Here is a 21,163-nt window from a genome sequence, read left to right on the forward strand (position 1 = left end):
TCGTCTTCCGGTCCGACGACCCAACCGCTACCGTTAAAGAGAGGGCGCGAAGGGCGCAGAGTACGCGAAGTTGTTGGATCGTCTTCCGGTCCGACGACCCAACCGCTACCGTTAAAGAGAGGGCGCGAAGGGCGCAGAGTACGCGAAGTTGTTGGATCTGTATGGGATTGTAATCGGCGCGATCCTACCCAACTCAAAACAATGTTCACGCCCTTTGCGCCTTTGCGTTTAATACTTCGGCAAAGATGGATCCACTTCGTCGGCCCAGCGTAGAATACCACCGACCAGATTCTTCACCTTGCGGAACCCCACGCTCTTGAGCAATTCGACCGCGCGCCCACTCCGTGCGCCGCTGCGGCAATAGACCACAATTTCGCGGGCCGAATCAAGTTCATTGATTCGTTCAGGCAATTGGTCAATCGGTATCAGCTTATCGGTACCGGGGATCGAAGCAATTGCCACTTCATACGGGTTACGGACATCGAGTAAGAAGGGACGGTCGGGCCGTTCCAGCCATTCAGCTAGCTCACGGGGAGTAATCTCAAATTGGTTCGACAACGTCGACTCCTCTGGCACAAGACCACAAAACTGCTCGTAATCGATCAACTCAGTAATCGTTGGATGATCACCGCAGACCGGGCATGATGGGTTGCGGCGCAGCTTCAGCTCGCGGAAGCGCATTGCCAGTGCATCGTAGAGCAGCAGCCGCCCGATCAACGGCTCGCCAATACCTGTAAGCAATTTTATCACTTCTGTGGCTTGAATGGTACCGATCACGCCGGGTAATACTCCCAACACACCACCCTCGGCGCAGCTCGGCACTAACCCAGGTGGCGGTGGTTCTGGGTAAAGACAGCGGTAGCAGGGTCCGCCATCACGCACCGAAAAGACTGTTGCCTGGCCCTCAAAGCGGAAGATGCTGCCATAGACGTTTGGTTTGCCCAGTAGCACACAGGCATCGTTCGTCAGGTAGCGGGTCGGAAAATTGTCGGTACCGTCTACGATTACATCGTAGGGACGCATCAACTCCAACGCATTCTCCGAAGTAATCCGTGTCTCATATGTCGTAATCTCGATATACGGATTAAGGTCTTGCAGACGACGCTTGGCCGATTCGGTCTTCGCGATCCCGACGGTACTGGTGCCATGCACTATCTGACGCTGCAAATTTGAAGCATCAACCACGTCAAAATCGACCAGCCCAATATGACCAACACCTGCGGCGGCCAGATAGAGAGCTAACGGCGAACCAAGCCCACCAGTACCGATGAGCAGGACACTGCCTTGTTTAAGTCGGCGTTGACCGGCCATCCCGACTTCTGGCATGATCAGATGGCGCGAATATCGGGCAATTTCTTCGTTTGAAAGGGTTACCTCGCTCATTGCCGTCCTCCACCGGCAATTGCCGGAATAATGCTCACCGTATCGCCATCACGCAACGGTGTTGCTTCGCCATCGAGGTAGCGAATGTCCTCATCGCCGACGTAGAGATTGACAAAGCTGCGCAGCCGACCCCGATCGTCGAGCAAATGGCGACCTAGCGCCGGATACAGCTCAACAAGGCCGCGAATTAATCCGCCAACATCACTCGCGTCGAGCGTAACACTGGCGTTACCACCGGCATATTGGCGCAGTGCTGTGGGAATTGTTACCGTTACTGCCATCGTCTATGCTCCTTTTTTCTTATTGCACGCTTGTCAACTGCGGGATACAAAGATATTACCGATGCCAAAACCACCGTCTCATTCGGCAGTAGCAACTTCCACCGGCTCAGCAATAAAGCGTGTACCTTCGTTCACGAGCAACCATGAAGTCAGCTCGGCGGCAACACCGTTACGCACAGATTGAATGACAAACGAAAAACCTGAACCACTGATCGCCTGTGCGCCAATCCGGTCGCGCTCGGAGGGAATGGCAGCCGCATCCGGGTGTGAATGGTAACAACCAATGATTTCATAGCCCGCAGCACGCGCCGAGCGTTCAACACGCAAATAATCGCGCGGGTCGAGGTAGAAGCGATCGCGCCGCGAAGTCGGATCGTCGGTGATGGCCAATTGTAGCTGCCCACTCCATCGATTTTCGAGCGTTACCACTTCTAACACCGTCTTGTGTTCACCGTTCAACGTACCGACCAGCAATCCAACACATTCATCGGGATAGGTCGTTTCGGCATGAGCAACAATCGTTGCCAGCGCCTTCGCCGGAAGAATCAGTGCCATAGCCACCTTAGTTCGTTCGCCGTGTTTGATGTTGTTCACCACGCAACCTATCTTTCTGTGTACGCAGCAATGTCCATTACGATCAAATCCCAGCCCCTTCAGCAAACCCCGGGTCTTCCCAGAACCGTTCGCTGAGGTAACGATTAGCGCTATCGCACAGGATGGTGACCACCACCCCGCTGCCGGCCTCCCGAGCCACCCGAGCCGCAGCCACCACATTCGCCGCTGCTGAAATCCCGACCAACAGACCGGTTCGTCGCGCTAACCATCGCGCCATCGCAAACGCCTCTTCGCTCCGCACTTCAATCACTTCATCGGCCTGTTCGGGACGGTAAATTGCCGGCACAAATTTGGTTGAAGCCATGTGCTTCACACCTTCGAGAGCGTGGTACGGACTATCAGGCTGAACGGCAATCATGCGAATCGCCGGATTGTATTCACGCAAACGCCGGCTAGCACCCATAAAGGTACCACTTGTACCAAGGGCAGCCACAAAATGCGTAAGCCGACCATCAGTCTGTTGCCAGATTTCGGGGCCGGTGGTCTCGTAGTGGGCTTGGGGGTTGGCCGGATTGCTATACTGGTCAGGATAAAAGTAACGATCGGGATATTCGGCGACCAAGGCACGAATAGCAGCGATTGCGGCATCCATACCTTCAGCCGGATCGGTCAAGATCAATTCGGCGCCAAGCGCCCGTAAGATGCGGCGTCGTTCAAGGCTAGCGTTAGCCGGCATCGCCAGCGTCACTCCGTAGCCCAGTACCGCGCCGATGGTGGCATAGGCAATACCGGTATTACCGCTGGTGGCGTCGGCAATCCGCATTCCCGGTCGCAGCGAGCCGCGTTGCTCACCATCGCGGATCATCCAGAGCGCAGGACGATCCTTCACCGAACCACCGAGATTGTACCATTCGGCTTTACCGTAAAGCTCAATACCATCCGGCAGATCGAGAGCATGATGAAGCGGTAAAAGGGGGGTATGACCGATCAGATTGAGGAGTTCAGGTATCATCTTGGCTCACTTATAACCGGCACAATACGCGGTACTACGATTGGCGCATCGCCATCTGGGCAGCCGCCTTGAGCACACGGTACGCTAATGTCGCACACTGTGGCCGCGCTTGCAGAATATCAGGGCCAACCACCTCAATGGCGGTCACCTCATCGAGTGCAGCCAGATCGGCCAGGGTCGCACCCTGTAACCGTTCGATCAGAATTGATGCGGTACCCAGACTCACACTACAACCCTGACCCGTAAATTGAAGGGCTGTTAGGCGACCATCGGACGCCACATGCAGATAGACGGTCAACGTATCGCCACAATCAGGAACACCGCCGCTGTACGTCAATGCATCGGCGAGTTCGCCATAGTAGCGGGGGCGACGGTAATGATCGAGCAGGCGTTCGATAGCATCTTGGTGCGAAGCAGTCATGGGCGTGCAACCTAGGTATTAGTTAGCAAGACGGCGTCGCGTAGCGAGACGATTGCTCATACACAACGCGATACTATTCGGTCAACGGATAAACGAAGCATACCGCCTTTCGCTTATCCGTTGACGAATGAACGATCGTCTCAGTTAGACATTCTTCTCAATTGGCAAGCCAACACTATTGCCCCACTCTGTCCAGCTACCGTCATAGTTACGCACGTGCGGATAACCGAGCAGGTAGGTGAGAACAAACCAAGTGTGGCTGCTGCGCTCACCGATACGGCAGTAAGCAATCACCTCTTTGTCTGGGGTTACGCCATGGGTAGCGTACAGCTCTTGCAACTCCTCAACACTCTTGAAGGTGCTGTCTTCATTCACAGCCTTCGCCCACGGGATATTGACCGCCGTCGGAATATGGCCACCGCGCAGCGTTCCCTCTTGTGGATAATCAGGCATATGGGTCCGCTCACCGGTGTACTCTTGCGAACTACGTACATCGACAAGAACACCCTTGCGCTGGCGGACAAACTCGAGCACTTGATCGCGGAAAGCACGGATCGTCGAATCATCACGCGGTGGCGCCACATACGAACCGGGAGGATACAATGGCACCTCGCGGGTGAGCGGGCGACCTTCTGCAATCCATTTCGCCCGACCACCGTTCATAATCCGCACGTCACGATGACCGAACAATTTAAAGACCCAAAATGCGTAAGTCGCCCACCAATTGTGCTTATCGCCGTACAGGACGACGGTAGTATCGTTGCTGATGCCCTTGGCCCGCATCAGTGCCGCAAACCGCTCGGAATCGAGGTAGTCGCGGATCACCGGATCGTTTAAATCCTGCACCCAGTCAATCTTCACCGCACCGGGAATATGACCAGTATCGTACAGTAACAAGTCCTCATCGCTCTCAACAATGCGAACCTTAGGATCGTTCAGGTGGTCGGCAACCCACTGGGTTTCGACCAGCGCTTCAGGATGGGCATAACCGCTCATTGCAACCTCCACTTGACCTGGAACTCTATTTCGCTGCCATTGTAGCGTGTTTTCAACAATTAGTCAAGTTCTTACTCAGAAAACTCAACAAATATCCGATCGTCGCGTACTTCACAGCGATACGTAGCAACCGGAGCAAATGCCGGCAATGTACGAGGCTTACCGGTGCGAAGTTCAAAGAGCGAACCGTGCATTGGGCACTCGACACATAACTCTGTAGTATCAAGCTCACCTTCGCTCAACGAGGCTTCATCGTGGGAACAGAGATCGTCAAGGGCATACACTTCACGCTCAGCAACGCGGAAAACGGCAATCCGGTGCCCATGAATAGTAAAGGCACGCCCACTACCAACCGGTACATCATCCAGCGAACAGACCTCAACCAACGACATAGATTGCTCCTTCATCTGACGACTACACAAACCGACACGCGACTGTTCACACACAATCACGCCATACACAACACGAGCGCTCCCATTGTTGGGAGCGCTCGCCATTCCCGCATCCCGCACTGCGGTCTAACCCACCGAACCTTCCATCTCAAGCTGGATAAGACGGTTCAATTCAACCGCATATTCCATCGGCAGCTCACGGGTGAACGGCTCCATAAAGCCGAGCACGATCATCGAAAGCGCGTCCGACTCAGAGATACCGCGGCTCATCAGGTAGAAGAGCTGCTCAGCACCGATGCGGCCAACCGTTGCTTCGTGGGCCAACGTGCAGCGATCCTCTTCGATCTCGATATACGGGATCGTATCCGACGCCGACTTCTCATCGAGGATCAGAGCATCGCAGTTGACATTGATCTTCGCGCCATAGGCACCCGGCGCCACCTTAGCTAAACCGCGGTAGGTTGTCTTACCACCATCTTTGCTCACCGACTTGTTGGTGATGCGCGAGGTCGTTTCGGGAGCGAGATGCACCATCTTGGCGCCAGCGTCTTGGTGCTGACCACGCCCGGCATACGCTACCGAGAGCACCTCACCACGCGCCTTGCGGCCCATCAGATATACCGACGGGTACTTCATGGTCAGCTTCGAGCCGATGTTGCCGTCCACCCACTCCATACTTGCCTCTTCATAGGCCACCGCTCGCTTGGTGACGAGATTGAAGATGTTGTTGGCCCAATTCTGGATGGTGGTGTAGCGGAACTTGCCACCTTTCTTGACAATGACTTCGACCACCGCCGAGTGGAGCGAGTTGGTGCTGTAGATCGGCGCCGTACAACCCTCGATGTAGTGGGCCTCAGCCCCTTCATCGATAATGATCAAGGTGCGCTCAAACTGACCCATCCGCTCAGCGTTGATGCGGAAGTAAGCTTGCAGCGGAATATCAACCTTCACACCCTTCGGCACATAGACAAACGAACCACCCGACCAGACCGCAGTGTTGAGCGCGGCGTACTTATTGTCTGCTGCCGGCACTATAGTGCCGAAGTACTCTTTGAAAAACTCAGGATATTCCTTCAACGCAGTATCAGTATCGAGGAAGATCACACCTTGCTTTGCCCACTCTTCGCGCAGCGAGTGGTAGACAACTTCTGACTCGTACTGAGCACCGACACCGGCGAGGAATTTACGCTCAGCCTCAGGAATACCCAACCGCTCGAAGGTGTTCTTGATCTCCGGCGGCACCGCATCCCAGTCGGTCTGTGGGCGTTCGTTGGCCCGCACAAAGTAGTGGATGTCGTCGTAGTTCAACTCGGCCAGTTCGGGATTGGCCCACATCCCGACAAGCGGCGTTGGCTTCTTATTGAAAATCTCCAACGCGCGTAGCCGTCGCTTCAACATCCACTCAGGTTCACCCTTCATGCCGGAAAGTTCGCGCACAATGCGCTCATTCAGGCCCTTGGGTGCTTTATAGACATAGCGCTCTTCCTGTCGGAAGCCGTAGCGCGAGTAGTCGAACTGCAAATTAACCGCTTCAGCGACCACTGTTTCACTCCTTTACTAGTATCGTGCGACGCCTCTTATATATCTTCATCCTCCTGCCCCACCCCATACAAACCGGCTTTGAGCGCCTTCAACGAGAGCAACGCGCACTTGAGCCGGGTAGGATTGTGGGCCAGCGGTATTCCAATGATCTCGAGCAAGTCATCCTTGCTAAACTGCTTGGCCTCGGCGACCGGCTTGCCCTTAATCGCTTCGGTCAGAAGCGAAGCACTGGCCTGACTGATCGCACAACCACGACCGGTAAAACGCACATCAGCGATGACGTCGTTGACAATCGCTAGTTCGAGCCGGATCTGGTCGCCACACAACGGATTACGCTCCTCGCGAATCACCGTCGGTGCCGGCAAATGGCCGTAGTTGCGTGGATGACGGGCATGCTCGAGGATCTGTTCACGATAGATGTCATCCATAGCTGCTTCACGTACTAGGCAAAGATGTGCCGTGCCTTATGCAATGCCACCACCAACCGATCGATCTCTTCGGGCAAATTGTAGAGATAGAAGCTAGCCCGGGTCGTTGCCGGTACGCCAAGCACCCGATGGAGTGGCTGCGTACAATGATGGCCGGCCCGCACCGCCACCCCTTCTTGATCGAGGATAGCGGCTACGTCGTGCGGATGCACTCCTTCGAGCGAGAAACTCACTGCACCACCTCGATCCGACCCTGCCGGTGGCCCATAGACGGTCAGGCCCGGTACCTCGGCCAACCGCTCGAGGGCATATGCCGTCAATTCTTGCTCATAGGAGTGGATCGCCATCAAACCGACCTCTTGCAGGTAATCGGCTGCTTCACCGAGCGCAATTGCCTCACCAATCGCCGGCGTTCCCGCCTCAAACCGAGCCGGCACGACGGCAAACGTGCTGTGATCGAGTTCAACCAGGTCGATCATCGAGCCACCACCGAGAAACGGCGGCATCGCGTTGAGCAGCTCACGCCGCCCCCATAGCACGCCGATTCCGGTCGGACCACACATCTTATGTCCACTAAAGGCAAGAAAATCGACCCCTAACGCCTGCACGTCTACCGGCATATGTGGTACACTCTGCGCAGCGTCGAGCAGCACCCGTGCCCCAACCGTTCGTGCCCGCGCCACAATCGGTTCAACCGGGTTAATCGTCCCAAAGACGTTCGATTGGTGTGTAAACGCAACCAACTTCACCCGCTCATCGAGCAAGCGGTCGAGGTCATCGAGCACCAACCGACCCTGACCGTCAAACGGCAAATAGACCAACTCAGCACCGGTGCGTTGTGCCAACAACTGCCATGGTACGATGTTGGAATGGTGTTCCATCATCGTGAGCAAGATGCGGTCACCGGCCCGAATATTGGCGCTCCCCCACGAATACGCAACCAGATTGATCGCCTCGGTGGTATTCCGCACAAAGATCACTTCGCGCTGACTTGGTGCATTGATCAGACGGGCCAGCTTACCACGTGCTCGCTCGTAGGCAAACGTCGCCTCCTCGCTCAGCCGGTAAACCCCACGATGCACGTTGGCGTTATAGCGCCGGTAGTAATCTTCCAGCGTCTCGATAACGCGCTGTGGCTTTTGAGATGAAGCCGCACTATCGAGAAACGCCAGCGGCTTGCCATTCACCTGCTGATGAACAATCGGAAACTCGCGCCGCAAAGCTATCACATCAAATTGAGACAAAGTCGCCATAGCTGTACCTTCATCTGAGCACCGGTCTGATACCGGCGCCAGACTAGCCGTCAAAGTGATCGAGTGGTATGCTTCACGGTAAACCACCTCAACGGCAGCAATTAAATCTTTGCTGCGATTTCAGCGATCAACTCAGCACGCAACTCTTCGAGCGGAATCGTATCGAGCGCCGGCTCGAAGAAGCCCATCACGATCATCCGTTGCGCTTCGGCACGCGGAATACCGCGAGTTTGCATATAGAAGAGCTGCTCTTGATCGATGTCGCCGCTGGTTGACGCATGCCCACCTTTCAGCACATCATTCGTGCTAATCATCAGGCCGGGAATACTATCGTTACGCGCCTTGGGGCTAAGGTGCAAGGCATGCTCTTCCAGCCGAGTACTGGTAGCCGCCGACTCGTGCTCGATCTTGATCATACCATCGAAAACACTGTAGGCCGTGTCGTTGACTACCGTCTTAAATTGCATGAAACTCTCGCAATTATGACCGACGTGACGCATCCACGGCGCGATCACCAAGTTCTGGGTATCGGCAGCAAATGTCGCACCGAGCCAATTGAGGCGTGAACCATTACCAACCAGTGTCGTCTCGGCTTCGATATGCTGCACTTGACCACCAAGCTGGATCGACGTCCATTCCAGATTGGCATCGCGATTCAGGATGGCGCGCTGACCGGCCAGATGGTAGACACCGCGCCCCCAATGTTGAATGCTGATGAAGCGGACACTTGCTCCATCACCAACGAAGATCTCGGTGATCGGACCGGCAAAGGAACCGGCACGCAGATCGAGCGAGGTAAACTCCTCGATCAGCGTAACGCTCGCCTGTGGTTCAACGATAACTAAGGTGCGTGGAAAAATCGCTACACCATCGGCACCGAGCGTATAGATCAGGCGAAGCGGCACCTCGATAGCGGCGCCCCTTGGCACGTACAGGAACGCACCGTCTTGCCAGAGAGCAGCCCGCAATGCGCTAAACTTATGCTTCAACGGCTCAACTGCCGTATCCATATATTTCTGGATCAGTGCTTCGTGCGAGCGTAACGCCGCCGCCAGTGTCGTAAAGACAACACCTTGCGCAGCCAACGCCGGATCCCACTGGATCGCAGTCGCATGCGCACTATCCGAGGGAGTAATCGTCGTCGGATCAAGCTTGCTAAGATCGGTTCGCCGCCACTCAGGCGGATTCATCTGGGCAAAGGCAGCCCATGCTTGCCGCCGACGCTCGGTAAGCCATGCTGGCTCGCCGGCAGCTTGCGAACGCGCCACGACGAACTCGGCGCTGATCTCGTTCAAAGTAGGCAACGTTGTTGTCATGGGCATCTCCCTTAGGCGGCACCGGCCAGCTCCTCACGGAGCCAATCGTAACCCTTCTCCTCCAATTCAAGGGCCAGTTCAGGACCGCCCTCACGTACAATGCGACCGTCCATCATTACCGACACGACATTGGGTTTGATATAATTGAGCAGGCGCTGATAGTGGGTAATAACCAACACACCCATGTGTGGGCCGGCCATCCGATTTACACCATTAGCCACAATCCGCAGCGCATCAATATCTAACCCAGAGTCGGTTTCGTCGAGGACGGCCATCGACGGCTTAAGCAACATCATCTGTAAAATCTCAAGGCGCTTCTTTTCACCACCGCTAAAACCATCATTGAGATAACGACGGGCAAAGCTCTCGTCCATCTCTAGCAAGTTCAAGCCTTCACGAAGCAACTTGCGAAACTCAGCCGCCGGAATCGCCGTCTCCTTCGGATCTTTGCCCTCTTCTGCCCGGTGTGCATTGATCGCCGAACGCAAAAAGTTTGCCACTGTAACGCCCGGCACTGCTACCGGATACTGGAAAGCGAGAAACACACCCAGCCGGCTACGCTCATCAGGTTCAAGCTCCAGCAGATTATGGCCTTTGTACCAAATCTCGCCACCCGTTACCTCATACGCAGGGTGGCCGGCAATGATATACGACAGTGTACTCTTACCGCTGCCGTTAGGCCCCATAATTGCGTGGATCGTACCCTGACGTACCGTCAGATTCACACCGCGCAGGATTTCCTTATCACCAATCCGCGCGTAGAGATCTTTAATAACCAAATCGTTGCTCATGAACTCCTCACCACATCATACAAAATAGATAACCTTACACATCAGGATTAGCATCAGCAGCCGGTGGCGTTAATGTCAGTGGAATATCGTGTGGGCGCAGCACAAAGCGACAGTTGTGTGCGCCGGATCGGATCGTATCTTCGAGTACAAGCTTTTCGCCCAATACATACTCGATCATACGCCGCTCCATCGAACAGACCTCAGGATGATCGGCTGCCACATCGTAGAACGGACATGCGAACAAGCGTAACACATCGCCCTCAGGATCGATCTCAGCCGGCACACCACGCTGCTCGAGCAAAGCGCGCAGCTCATTGAGCCGAGCAGCCACGCCGGTACCGGCCATTCGATCGGCGTACTCGCTCGCCAAACGCCTACTTACCCGGTCAAGCAATTGCTCAACCTTCCCTTCCCCTTCTAGTTCGATCAGCTCACGCAGTAAGGTACTGATCAAGCGATCGTACTGTTTGGGGAAGGACTTCTGCGCTTTTTCCGACAAGGTATAAACCAGTCGTGGCCGACCCGGTCCGTTGCGCTCACTGGTCACTTCAACCATATCTTCTGCTTGCAGATGCACCAAATGATCGCGCACTGCCGTCGTGCTGACGCCGAGCAAATCGGCCAGTTCTTTGACGGTCGCTCGCCCATGGCGCTGTAAATAGCACAAGATCATGCCGGCCGGGCTATCAGGTGGGTACCGAGTGTGTTCCATAGTCGCACTACTCCGAACTACTACTGGATAGTCTACCAGCATTTTGAGCTATTGTCAATAAAAAAGCCAAAAACTTTTTTTATTCGAGGGCGTGGGGCGAACAGATACCTATTAGTGTAATTCTGTAATTGACATTACGAAATATTGGGGCTACACTACAGCATGTGCCCGACAGACCGGGGGCACACTGGCAATAGCGGGTGGCCGGCGCCACGGTCACCCGCCCGATCACAAGGAGTTTGGTATGCGCTGGGAGTACAAAGTTGTGTTTGTTGAGGCATGGCAGCGTGTCTCTGTTGAGGGGCACGAGAGCTATCCCGAAACCGGCGAACGCAATACCGGATTTGCCCGCCGCTTTCTCAACGGACTAGGTGCCGAAGGCTGGGAAGTATGTGGTGTGCAACTGATTATGCCGGGGCGAAGCTATCTGATCCTCAAACGGCCATTGGCCGATGGTGCTGAACCCGATCTGTCGGTAGCACGTCGACCTAATCCAAACGCGCCGTAGTAACGCAAAGAACGCAAAGAACGCAAAGAACGCTGAGAGCGCAAAGCATGCAGACAGTTTCCTCCTCTTTGCGCTCTCATCTCCCACCATCCCGCGGATCGCGGCGAGGAGCGATCCGTGGACCGCGTGTCGTGAAAATACCACCTTCAGTAGCGTTACTCCGCTCGTGGGTCAGGCTAATGCTGGGAGGCTGTGGCCCGTCGCTCTGACCGACGGCCAACCGTTGCAATTCTTGCTGGCGTAATTCCTCTGCAAGCTCGAGGAGTTCCGGTTTTTCGCAATAGTAAAACTGTAGCGCTTTACCGTGCTCATCGATCCCGGTGTAACGAACCTCTACCAGACTACCGTGGGAAATAGCACCGGAGGCCATTAGATCGGCAAGCTGCGCATCAATATCTTTTAAAATGCGCTGCCGTAACGGACGAGCACCAAATCGTGAGTCAAACCCTTTTGTGAGTAAGTACTCTTTGGCTGCCGGCGTCACCTGCACTTGAACCGCGTAGCGCAAGTATTGCTGATTGCACTCGGCGATCATGCGGTCAAATACATGGCTTAGGGTTTCAGCAGAGAGTGGTCGAAAAGCGATAATTTCATCAAGCCGATTAATCCATTCCGGCTGAAAAACTTTCTGGAGTGCTTCAAACCCGATCTGATAAATATCGCGCCCTGTCGCCTCGACATCGATATGGGGTGTGCGAAAGCCAATCGTGCGTCGGTCGAGAAAATCGACCATCTCTTTTGCACCAACATTTGTCGTAAAGATCACGATGCTGTTCTGAAAACTGACCCGTCGCCCACCGTTGAGTAAGAGGATCTCGCCATCTTCCATCACTTGCAAGAGCAAGTTCCACAACTCCGGCGTCCCCTTTTCGATCTCATCAAACAAGACCACACTATGCTCTTGTTCGATAATATCAGGGTTAAGCAGTGGCTTCTGGTCGCGGCCAACATAGCTCGGCGGTGCGCCAACCAATGCACTCACTTCATGCCCTTGACTAAAGAGTGAGCAATCGATCTTGAGAAAGGCACTACCATCAGGCCGCAGCAGTTCGGCCAGCGCCCGGGCTGTCGCCGTTTTACCAACACCGGTGGGACCAAGAAACAAGAGGGTGGCGCGAGGACGGCGGTTATTACCGGCAGAAAAGCCATATCGTGACCGATTCAACACACGGATGATGCTCTCAATCGCTCGCTCTTGGCCGAAAATTTGGGCACGTAGTCGACGTTCAATCTCATCGAGTGGATTTTGATGACCGCGCACGGCCAATTTCATTTCACCATCACTCATAACGCCTCCCTTGCCAACCACCGGCTGTTCTGCCTCACTGCGCCAGTTTGGACAAAGCGCGCCTGTAATGATAGTGTCGGGATTGGCGCTGCCCATCGATACCGCACGCTATCTTGATGTGGTTGTCCGTTCATATCGCTCAAGCAAACGATCTACACGTAACTCGGCAATTATTGTAGCACTTATCGTTATGTTTATCATTTGCTAAATTGTCATTAGCGCAGCCAAGCTAAGGCGGTAGTCACGACAATAATCGAGAAAAACAGCAGCGCCAATGGAAAACCGCCTAACAGAATGATGAAGCCAATGTAAGGTAATGAACCACAGGCATACGCCACACTCACAACGATCATCAACATCCGACCTCGTTTGCGTCCAGTAGCCCAATCGATCAAACGAGATAGCAGATTTCCGGTCATCGGGCCGAGCAAGAAGGCGACGATAAATCCAAAAAAGCCGGCCCAGCCGATGACCACTCCTGCGACGAGTGTGACCAACAGTGCGTAGATCAGAACGACGACCCCGGCCACCAGCAGTTGGGTCGGCCCAACCTGATAGTTCACCGGTGTCCGCTCACGGGCACACTCTGGACAGATCTGGCCAACCGGTGTGGCCCGCGCACATTCGGGGCAGATCGGACGCCCACAACTGATACAGCGCAGTCCCGTTTCACGTTGCGGATGGCGGTAACAGACGAGTGTCTCCGATGCCGGCATGACCGATGCTGCCGGTGTTTCCTCTACCGCGGCTTCTTCCCGTTCGCGTACCTGTCCTCCGGTCGGCGCCAACAATTCACCCGCCGCAAGGCGTGCTTCGACTTGCTCGAGCGTTGCTCGGGCCTCACTGTTTTCGGGATCAACGGCTAAGGCACGCAGCAGATATTCTCGCTTGTCACGGTACGGGCGTAGCGCTGTTGCCATGCCGAGCAACGCATCGACACAGTGCGGATCAATTTCAAGCGCCTCGCGAAAGCGCAATCGCGCTGTTACGGTATCGCCGGCGATCAAGGCTGCTCGTCCGGCCGCTACCAATTCAGCGGCTGTGATTGTCGATTCAGTCATAGCGTCTCCGCAGTACGAAAAAATAACATGCGCCATCGGGCGGTGCCGGTGCTTCGTAGATTCGACGCAATATCGGCTCCCACAATAAGTTGGGCGTGAACGGCGGCGCCAACAACCAACGCCCGGTTAGTGCGCGGGTCAATAAACTTGGCGCACCGTAATAATGACTAATATCGAAGAGCTTGAGAGCGGCATCGCTGATGTACGGCCGACACGCCTCAACGGTAAAACCGGCTTGGGTAAACCGTGCTTCCCACTCGGCTTGGCTCAGCGTGTTGTAGTGGTACGATATCCGATTAAACCAACGTCCGTACCAACTACCGTCGAAACCAAGTCGATTGAGAAGCCATGTCCCAAAGAGGGCCTGCGGGAAGCGTTCCCCTACTACCGAGGCAATAAACGGCCCACCCGGTCGCACCACGCGCGCTATTTCACGCAGAGTTTGGTCGAGTGGTTTGACATGCTCGAGGACGCAGTTGGAGATCGCTGCGGCGAATGTGCCATCGGCAAAGGGAAGTGCCTCACCGGTTGCCACAGCGAGACCGGCATACACCCCACGGCGCGCAGCTTCGTGCGTATCATTGATGCGTGGGTCGATACCGACAATATGCTTGCCGGGAAGCGCAATCTGCACGAAAGTCCCATCGCCCGACCCGATATCAATAATTGGCTCGGGCAGATCGGGGGCTAACTCGGCAAACAACCGCGCTTCTACCGACCGAATCATCGCGCGGTGGATCGGCAACATTACCAAATGTGGTCGTAAATAGTCAGGCATACTTATCTTTCGACCTGCCCGTGGTGGGTAAAATACTCACCACAAGTGTTTTGCTACCACTATGAAATATTGTACCGCGTTCACCCTCAATCGGCGACACCGAGTGAGCGAAAGAGTTGCTCGTACATCTCTGCCGTGCGTTCAGTGCTAAACAAAGCTGCTACCGTTTCACGGGGACGTACATACTGCGACCGATGGGCAATTATGTCGAGGATCGCTTCGGCCAATGCGTTCGCATCACCGATTGGCACCACCTTCCCCATGCCGGTCATCAACGGCGGTTGACGCACACCGGGCAAATTACTGGCAACCGTCGGTGTCCCGCATAGCATTGCTTCGACTTGCACCAATCCAAACGTCTCGGTCGAATTGAGTGACGGTACCACCAGCACGTCAAGATTGGGAAAGAATGCCGCCATCTCGCGCGGATTCAGTGTACCAAGGAACGTCCAATGGTCACGAAACTGCTCAAACAGCGGGGCCAGGCGGCGTGCATAGGCCTCTTCGCCCAAAACATGCTCATGCTGCCCGGCAAAAAGTACCCGAGCCGTGGGATAGATGGCAAGGATGCGCGGTAGCGCAGCTAAGAGTACCTCGACCCCTTTTTCGGCAGCGAGACGAGCAGCCATCCCGATCACCGGTCCTTGCAAATTCCAGCGCCGTCGAAACGCTGCAATTTCATCGTCCGATACCTGCGCCACTTCGACCGGCGGTGGAATGATTGTCACCTTCCGACGCCACTGCCGGAGATAGGGTGAATGGTCGGCAAAGTCTTGCGTGTAGGCGACGATTCGGGTTGCCAATGCTGCTGCTGCCTGGTTAGCAATCGCAACAACTTGATTCGCCACCCGATTGAGCAAGCCTGGTGGAAGCTTGAGATCGCTATGGTACGTCAACACAACCGGTTGTTTGAGCACCTTGCCACGTAACGCCAACCCCGGTGCATCAAATTGTGGCAAGTGCAAGCTCATTGCGTCGTGTTCAAGCGAAAGGCGGGTCGCCAACCACCCAAACGTCGGCATAATGACCCCTTTGCTCACCCGAGCGACTACCGGCGCCCGCACGATCCGTACTCCATCAAGAAACTCGATCTTTGGCAAACTCGGATCGTACTGTGAGGTGAGTACGGTGACGGTATGCCCCCGCCGAACAAGCCCATGAGCCAGCCGTTCGACATAGATCGTTAAGCCGCTCGTATAGGGACGATAGTACGTTAAGGCACACAAAATTCGCATATATTCGCATATAGTGGATGAAACAAAGAACGAGAGGTAGTAACCTCTCGTTGACGGATACTTCTGGAGGCGACGGCGGGAATCGAACCCGCGAATGGCGGTTTTGCAGACCGCTGCATTACCACTTTGCTACGTCGCCACCGAACTTTATTGTAGCACAAACTAACCCGTGGTGCAAATCGGCATGGTACCCAGAGACATCTGTGAGGTGCGCATGGCTTAGTAGGGATTCGGTACCATATCTATAATTCCTCCAGCCAACATCGTATGATGTTTTTATCATTCCCACCCAAATACTATCATTTTATTATGTTTCTCTTCACCTGTAACGACACAACATTGCCAATACATAATGGGTGGATTGTGCAAGGAGACTGTTCTTGATTGCGATGATGAGATAACATGAACGTGCAGCATTATCATGACGACGGTGATACGCAAGCCGCAATCGCTCCCACCGTTGCACCGACCACCCGTACCAAATCAGACGGCGCGATCCCGATCATCACCCCCCGCTGCCCGGCATTGACGTAGATCTTCGGCTGCACCAGCGCCGACTCATCGAGATACGACGGCCAGCGTTTCGCGATGAGCGCTAAAGCGCCGATACCACCAACCCGTAATCCGGTCAACCGCTCAGCTTCGACATGAGGAGCCATCTCGACGCGCTTCACGCCGGCAAGTACAGCCAATCGTTTGAGATCGAGTTGGCAATGAGCCGGTACCATCGCCAACAATGGTCGATCACTCTTGGCAACCAGTGTCTTGAACACATGCGCGGCCGGCATACCAATTGCCTCGGCAACTGCCACCGCATCAGGCAGCGTTGGATCATACTCATGCACGGTGTAGGGGATCTGCTGCCGTTCAAGCACACGCATTGAGTTGAGTTTGCCGCTCATCGCAAGACCTCACTCATCGTTCCACCGACGTTGAGACTGACACCGGTGTAACCGGGATTGAGACGAAAAAGGTCGTTCCTTTGCCGGGCTGACTGGTCACAGCGATTGAACCACCAATGGCTAAACATAACCGTTGGGCAAGCGCCAGACCGATCCCAACACCATCGTATCGCGGGGTGAGCACCTCATCGAAGCGGGTAAACGGCTCGAAGAGCAGATCAAGCTGCTCGTTACTCATGCCGATACCACTGTCGCTGACCGTCAGATTCAACAGGGCCGACCCCTCGGTGCTCGACTTCAGACTAACCCGCAAGGTGATCATACCATCTTGGGTAAACTTCGTCGCATTATGCAAGAGCTGGAGTAGGATCTGACGAATTTTCGCCCGATCACCTTCAATAATTATGGAAGGATCACTATCAAGATCGATGGTTAACCGATTGTGCCGCTGCTGTACAAGTGGAAGGATAGTCTTTTCGAGTTCATCGAGCAAGAGACCGAGTGACCAATGATCGTGATACACCTCAATGTCACCCACCTCCAGCCGAGCTAACACGATCATGTTGTCGATCAATTCCAATAACTGTTTGCCCGACTCGTAGATGCGTTGTAACCAGGTAATCGTTCGGTCTGCTTGTGCTGTGCCGTTCTGTACATCTTCCAGCAGCAATTCACTGTAGCCGAGAATCGTCATCAGCGGGGAACGCAATTCATGACTAACATGAGCAAGAAACGCACTTTTCGCTTTAGCGGCAACGGCTGCTTCCTGTTGCGCGACGGCCAACTCACGTTCAAGCTCGGCCAGACGGCTCCGCATGTGCGACGATGGCGTGACCCTCGACGTAGCGACGAGCCACCCACCACCAAATGCTGCTAAGATCGCCGGCCACCACCAACCCGCCCATACAAACACGGCTATCGCCGTTCCTAGAGCCACAATGGCAAGGAACAGCAACCACCCCTGCCGCGAACTCGACAGCCTCCGCAAGCGCCAGATCAGTAGCCAGAAGCACTTCAATGGTCTCCTCGTACCGAATACGCCAAATAGCATCTAGATGTGGATACTATCTTACCGCAAATCGGTAACGAGGCGAACAAGACATTTTTAATAAACTGATATATCTAATATCTCATACGCCAAGCCAAATGTCACTCCTATTCCGACCCTACCCGATCCAAAAATTCCCGAATGACAACACTCTGGGTAGCTATATCGGTCAGAAACGCATCGTGGCCGGCATCAGTCATGATCAGGTGCGTTGTAAACGACCGCCCGGCAGCCTGTGCCGCTGCTGCCATGTGATACGTCTCGCTCGGTGGATAGAGCCAATCGCTGCTGTAGGCCAACGCCAAAAACCGTGCTCGTGTCAGATCAAACGCCGCTGTTAACGAGCCGTAGCGCGCCGCAAGATCCCAACTGTCCATAGCGCGCGTGATCGTCAAATAAGAATTGGCATCAAACCGTTCGTTGAAACGCGCCGCCTGATGCTCAAGATAGTGTTCAATCGCAAAATGTGGCCCAAGGTCAAGCGGTCCGGAATCACCGCGCCGCCCAAACCGCTGCTCCAACTTTGGCTCACAGAGATACGTAATATGACCGAGCATGCGTGCTACCGCCAAACCATCACGTGGCGGCTCACCATCGTAATAGTCGCCACCACGCCAACGCGGATCGGCCATAATTGCACGCCTGCCGATATAATTCCACGCTACCGTCTGTGGACTCGAACGTGCGCTCGTCGCCAACAAGATCGCACCACGCACACGCTGCGGATACTCGACCGCCCATGCCAATGCCTGAAATCCACCCATCGAACCACCGGCTACGGCCAACAAGGTATCAATCCCAAGGGCATCAATCAGGCGTTGTTGGGCGTGTACCATATCCTCAATGGTAATGATCGGAAACCGTGAACCGTAGGGCTTCCCATCAACTGGATGTGGACTCGATGGGCCGGTCGAACCGCGGCAGCCACCGATCACGTTCGAGCAGATCACAAAGTAGCGGTTGGTATCAAATGCGCGGCCCGGCCCGATCATTCCATCCCACCAGCCCGGTTTGCGATCAGTAGGACTATGATAACCGGCCGCGTGTGCATCACCCGACAAAGCGTGCAGAATCAGAATGGCATTCGAGCGGTCGGGCGCTAGTTCACCGTAAGTCTCGTAGGCAATCGTCAGTGGCCCCAGTGTCGCACCGCTCGTCAGGGGCAGCGGTGTCGTCCAATGCATGCGCTGGGTACGCACGAAGCCAACCCCTTCGGGGGTTGGCGCCGAAGCAATTGCTTCCATATCGATCCTCTCCCTGTCAGCAAGGAACGAGAACGAGCTGCGGCGGCAACGCCATTGTTACCGCCACATCGGTCAGAAACTACGATGGTGTTCCGGCCAACGCCTGATCGAGATCGGCCAAAATATCATCTATTGTTTCAAGGCCGATAGAGAGCCGCACGTAGTCGTCGGTCACACCGGTGAGACGCTGTTCTTCAGGGGTCAACTGGCTATGCGTCGTCGTCGCCGGATGGATTGCCAAACTCTTGGCATCACCGATATTCGCCAAGTGTGAGAAGAGGCGTAACCGTTCGATAAAGATTCGTCCAGCGTTACGCCCACCCTTCAAGCCGAACCCGACGATCCCGCTCTGTCCGCGCGGCAGATACTTTTGGGCCAACGGATAACTCGGGTGGCTCGGTAAGCCGGGGTAATTGACCCATGCTACCTTCGGATGTTCGCTGAGATAGCGCGCGACGGCTAACGCATTCTTGCTGTGCCGTTCCATCCGCAACGGCAACGTCTCCAGCCCTTGCAAGAAGAGGAAACTGTTGAACGGGCTGAGGGCTGCACCAATATCACGGAGGCCTTGCACACGCGCCTTGATAATATAGGCAAGATTGCCAAAGGCCTGCGTATACACCAGGCCGTGATAGCTCGGATCGGGGTTGGTGAAATCAGGGAAACGCCCACTCGCCGCCCAATCAAACTTACCACTATCGATAATAATCCCACCGATAGCGGTGCCATGCCCCCCGATATACTTCGTCGCCGAGTGAATGACGATGTCGGCGCCGTGCTTGATCGGCTGCCACAGATACGGGGTTACCGTCGTCGCATCAACAATGACCGGCACACCCCGCTCGTGCGCAATCGCCGCAATCCGCTCGAGATCGAGCACATCCAGCCGCGGGTTACCGACCAGTTCGAGAAAGAAAGCCTTCGTTCGATCATCGATCGCCGCTGCAAACCCATCGTAATCACGGGCGTCAACAAAACGGGTCGTAATACCCAAACGCGGTAAGGTGTGACGGAAGAGATTGTAGGTACCACCGTACAAATCCGATGAGGCGACGATATTATCACCGCTACCAGCCAGATTCAAAATTGCCAGCGTCTCGGCAGCTTGCCCTGACGACAACGCCAATGCACCCACCCCACCTTCCAATGCGGCCATACGCTGCTCGAATACGTCGGTGGTCGGATTCATAATGCGGGTGTAGATATTGCCGAACTCTTGCAGGTTGAACAAGCGGGCTGCGTGGTCGGTGTCTTTGAACTGATAGGATGTTGTTGCGTAGATCGGTACTGCCCGTGATCCGGTTGTCGGATCCGGAATCTGTCCGGCGTGTAAGGCAAGCGTCTCGAAACCGGTGAAGCGTGGCGTGTCAGACATGCAATCCTCCTCAAATAGATGCCCGGTGTAATAGGCAACAAAAACGCCCTCAACTTCGATGAGGGCGTGAAATAACAAGTGCGGATAACCGCGATTCCACGTCGCTCATCTTCCAGAACACTTCTGCCGGAATTAGCACCGTTCGCATGCGGCGACGCATGCGAGGGTTGCTGCGGTTTCAACGGGCCGGTCCCTCCACCGCTCTGGATGAGTGCGTGTGTGTTGTTGAGGTGCGTTTTGGTGTCGCCTTCACCAACGTGATGTCGTAAATATAAACTATACGACGTGTATTTGTCAAGTATCACTTCTCAGGCTCTGACATGCGCTGGGATCAAGGATCCTACACACCCTGCGACATCCCAGCTCGTGGTGAGACGGCAGCCCAGCGCGCAAGCTTCCACAACACGCTTACAGATGTCTCGCTGCGCTCGACATGACAGGGAGCGACGGACGGCTGGCGGCGCGCACCCTATCCAGGGCAGGCAACCCCCTTTGTCATTTCGAGCGAAGCGAGAAATCTTACCGCTCACTGCGCTCACCTGACAAGTACCGGTGCCCAGCATCGCAGATGTCTCGCTGCGCTCGACATGACAGGGAGCGACGGACGGCTGGCGGCGCGCACCCTATCCAGGGCAGGCAACC

23 protein-coding genes, 1 tRNA gene and 1 riboswitch are annotated in these 21,163 nt (G+C 55.0%); of the genes, 1 reads left to right on the plus strand and 23 read right to left on the minus strand.

Going from position 1 to position 21,163, the window contains the following annotated elements:
* The 14 genes from ACP5OT_RS16510 to ACP5OT_RS16575 form a co-directional block, all read right to left on the minus strand.
* A partial coding sequence (locus ACP5OT_RS16510) for a hypothetical protein (protein WP_428132760.1) occupies positions 1-209 on the minus strand: 209 nt, incomplete at its 3' end.
* A gap of 19 nt (positions 210-228) precedes the next feature.
* Positions 229-1,383 (minus strand): molybdopterin-synthase adenylyltransferase MoeB, encoded by a 1,155-nt coding sequence (gene moeB, locus ACP5OT_RS16515; protein WP_424677245.1) that lies wholly within the window; start codon positions 1,381-1,383, stop codon positions 229-231.
* The gene (locus tag ACP5OT_RS16520) at positions 1,380-1,664 is read right to left on the minus strand and encodes a MoaD/ThiS family protein (protein WP_424677246.1); all 285 of its coding nucleotides are present in this window, start codon (positions 1,662-1,664) and stop codon (positions 1,380-1,382) included. The genes moeB and ACP5OT_RS16520 overlap by 4 nt, the downstream gene beginning before the upstream one ends.
* 78 nt (positions 1,665-1,742) lie before the next feature.
* Positions 1,743-2,219, minus strand: coding sequence for a M67 family metallopeptidase (locus ACP5OT_RS16525; protein WP_012616235.1), 477 nt, complete (start codon positions 2,217-2,219; stop codon positions 1,743-1,745).
* Between the two features lie 82 nt (positions 2,220-2,301).
* Positions 2,302-3,231, minus strand: a complete 930-nt coding sequence (locus ACP5OT_RS16530; protein WP_424677247.1) for a PLP-dependent cysteine synthase family protein — start codon at positions 3,229-3,231, stop codon at positions 2,302-2,304.
* Between the two features lie 34 nt (positions 3,232-3,265).
* Positions 3,266-3,652 carry an iron-sulfur cluster assembly scaffold protein gene (locus ACP5OT_RS16535; protein WP_424677248.1) on the minus strand — a complete coding sequence of 129 codons (387 nt, stop codon included), beginning with the start codon at positions 3,650-3,652 and terminating at the stop codon, positions 3,266-3,268.
* A gap of 144 nt (positions 3,653-3,796) precedes the next feature.
* Complete coding sequence (locus ACP5OT_RS16540; RefSeq protein ID WP_428113101.1) at positions 3,797-4,648, minus strand: sulfurtransferase; 852 nt, start codon at positions 4,646-4,648, stop codon at positions 3,797-3,799.
* Positions 4,649-4,719: 71 nt separating this feature from the next.
* Positions 4,720-5,040, minus strand: coding sequence for a non-heme iron oxygenase ferredoxin subunit (locus tag ACP5OT_RS16545; protein ID WP_287908651.1), 321 nt, complete (start codon positions 5,038-5,040; stop codon positions 4,720-4,722).
* Between the two features lie 126 nt (positions 5,041-5,166).
* Complete coding sequence (gene sufB, locus ACP5OT_RS16550; protein WP_424677250.1) at positions 5,167-6,582, minus strand: Fe-S cluster assembly protein SufB; 1,416 nt, start codon at positions 6,580-6,582, stop codon at positions 5,167-5,169.
* A 35-nt stretch (positions 6,583-6,617) separates the two neighbouring features.
* Positions 6,618-7,010 (minus strand): Fe-S cluster assembly sulfur transfer protein SufU, encoded by a 393-nt coding sequence (sufU, locus tag ACP5OT_RS16555; RefSeq protein ID WP_424677251.1) that lies wholly within the window; start codon positions 7,008-7,010, stop codon positions 6,618-6,620.
* Positions 7,011-7,024: 14 nt separating this feature from the next.
* On the minus strand, positions 7,025-8,263 hold the full coding sequence (locus tag ACP5OT_RS16560) for a cysteine desulfurase (protein ID WP_428132763.1): 1,239 nt from the start codon (positions 8,261-8,263) through the stop codon (positions 7,025-7,027).
* 101 nt (positions 8,264-8,364) lie between these two features.
* On the minus strand, positions 8,365-9,579 hold the full coding sequence (sufD, locus tag ACP5OT_RS16565; protein ID WP_428132766.1) for a Fe-S cluster assembly protein SufD: 1,215 nt from the start codon (positions 9,577-9,579) through the stop codon (positions 8,365-8,367).
* 11 nt (positions 9,580-9,590) lie between these two features.
* On the minus strand, positions 9,591-10,370 hold the full coding sequence (sufC, locus tag ACP5OT_RS16570) for a Fe-S cluster assembly ATPase SufC (RefSeq protein ID WP_424677254.1): 780 nt from the start codon (positions 10,368-10,370) through the stop codon (positions 9,591-9,593).
* A 34-nt stretch (positions 10,371-10,404) separates the two neighbouring features.
* The gene (locus ACP5OT_RS16575; protein ID WP_424677255.1) at positions 10,405-11,082 is read right to left on the minus strand and encodes a helix-turn-helix transcriptional regulator; all 678 of its coding nucleotides are present in this window, start codon (positions 11,080-11,082) and stop codon (positions 10,405-10,407) included.
* Positions 11,083-11,326: 244 nt separating this feature from the next.
* On the opposite strand from ACP5OT_RS16575, the gene ACP5OT_RS16580 reads away from it, so the two are divergent.
* Positions 11,327-11,590, plus strand: coding sequence for a hypothetical protein (locus ACP5OT_RS16580; RefSeq protein ID WP_424677256.1), 264 nt, complete (start codon positions 11,327-11,329; stop codon positions 11,588-11,590).
* 76 nt (positions 11,591-11,666) lie between these two features.
* Here ACP5OT_RS16580 and ACP5OT_RS16585 read toward each other — a convergent pair whose 3' ends face one another.
* From ACP5OT_RS16585 to ACP5OT_RS16625, 9 genes are all read right to left on the minus strand, one after another.
* A complete protein-coding gene (locus tag ACP5OT_RS16585) occupies positions 11,667-12,878 on the minus strand; it encodes an AAA family ATPase (protein WP_424677257.1) in 1,212 nt (403 codons plus the stop codon).
* Positions 12,879-13,093: 215 nt separating this feature from the next.
* Positions 13,094-13,939 (minus strand): hypothetical protein, encoded by an 846-nt coding sequence (locus tag ACP5OT_RS16590; RefSeq protein WP_428132769.1) that lies wholly within the window; start codon positions 13,937-13,939, stop codon positions 13,094-13,096.
* Positions 13,932-14,717 carry a class I SAM-dependent methyltransferase gene (locus ACP5OT_RS16595; protein ID WP_424677259.1) on the minus strand — a complete coding sequence of 262 codons (786 nt, stop codon included), beginning with the start codon at positions 14,715-14,717 and terminating at the stop codon, positions 13,932-13,934. The genes ACP5OT_RS16590 and ACP5OT_RS16595 overlap by 8 nt, the downstream gene beginning before the upstream one ends.
* 86 nt (positions 14,718-14,803) lie before the next feature.
* A complete protein-coding gene (locus tag ACP5OT_RS16600) occupies positions 14,804-15,952 on the minus strand; it encodes a glycosyltransferase family 4 protein (RefSeq protein WP_424677260.1) in 1,149 nt (382 codons plus the stop codon).
* Between the two features lie 64 nt (positions 15,953-16,016).
* Positions 16,017-16,091: transfer RNA gene (locus tag ACP5OT_RS16605), tRNA-Cys, on the minus strand.
* Positions 16,092-16,371: 280 nt separating this feature from the next.
* Positions 16,372-16,854, minus strand: a complete 483-nt coding sequence (locus ACP5OT_RS16610) for an aminoacyl-tRNA deacylase (RefSeq protein WP_424677543.1) — start codon at positions 16,852-16,854, stop codon at positions 16,372-16,374.
* A gap of 13 nt (positions 16,855-16,867) precedes the next feature.
* Entirely contained in the window at positions 16,868-17,872 is a 1,005-nt protein-coding gene (locus ACP5OT_RS16615) for a sensor histidine kinase (RefSeq protein ID WP_424677542.1), read from the minus strand.
* Positions 17,873-18,009: 137 nt separating this feature from the next.
* Positions 18,010-19,146 (minus strand): homoserine O-acetyltransferase MetX, encoded by a 1,137-nt coding sequence (gene metX / locus ACP5OT_RS16620; protein WP_424677541.1) that lies wholly within the window; start codon positions 19,144-19,146, stop codon positions 18,010-18,012.
* Positions 19,147-19,225: 79 nt separating this feature from the next.
* Entirely contained in the window at positions 19,226-20,521 is a 1,296-nt protein-coding gene (locus ACP5OT_RS16625) for a homocysteine synthase (RefSeq protein WP_424677540.1), read from the minus strand.
* Between the two features lie 102 nt (positions 20,522-20,623).
* Positions 20,624-20,735, minus strand: a riboswitch (SAM riboswitch).
* Positions 20,736-21,163 lie beyond the last annotated feature (428 nt).

Origin of the sequence: Chloroflexus sp. (assembly GCF_049970315.1) — a bacterium.
Classification (GTDB): Bacteria; Chloroflexota; Chloroflexia; order Chloroflexales; family Chloroflexaceae; genus Chloroflexus.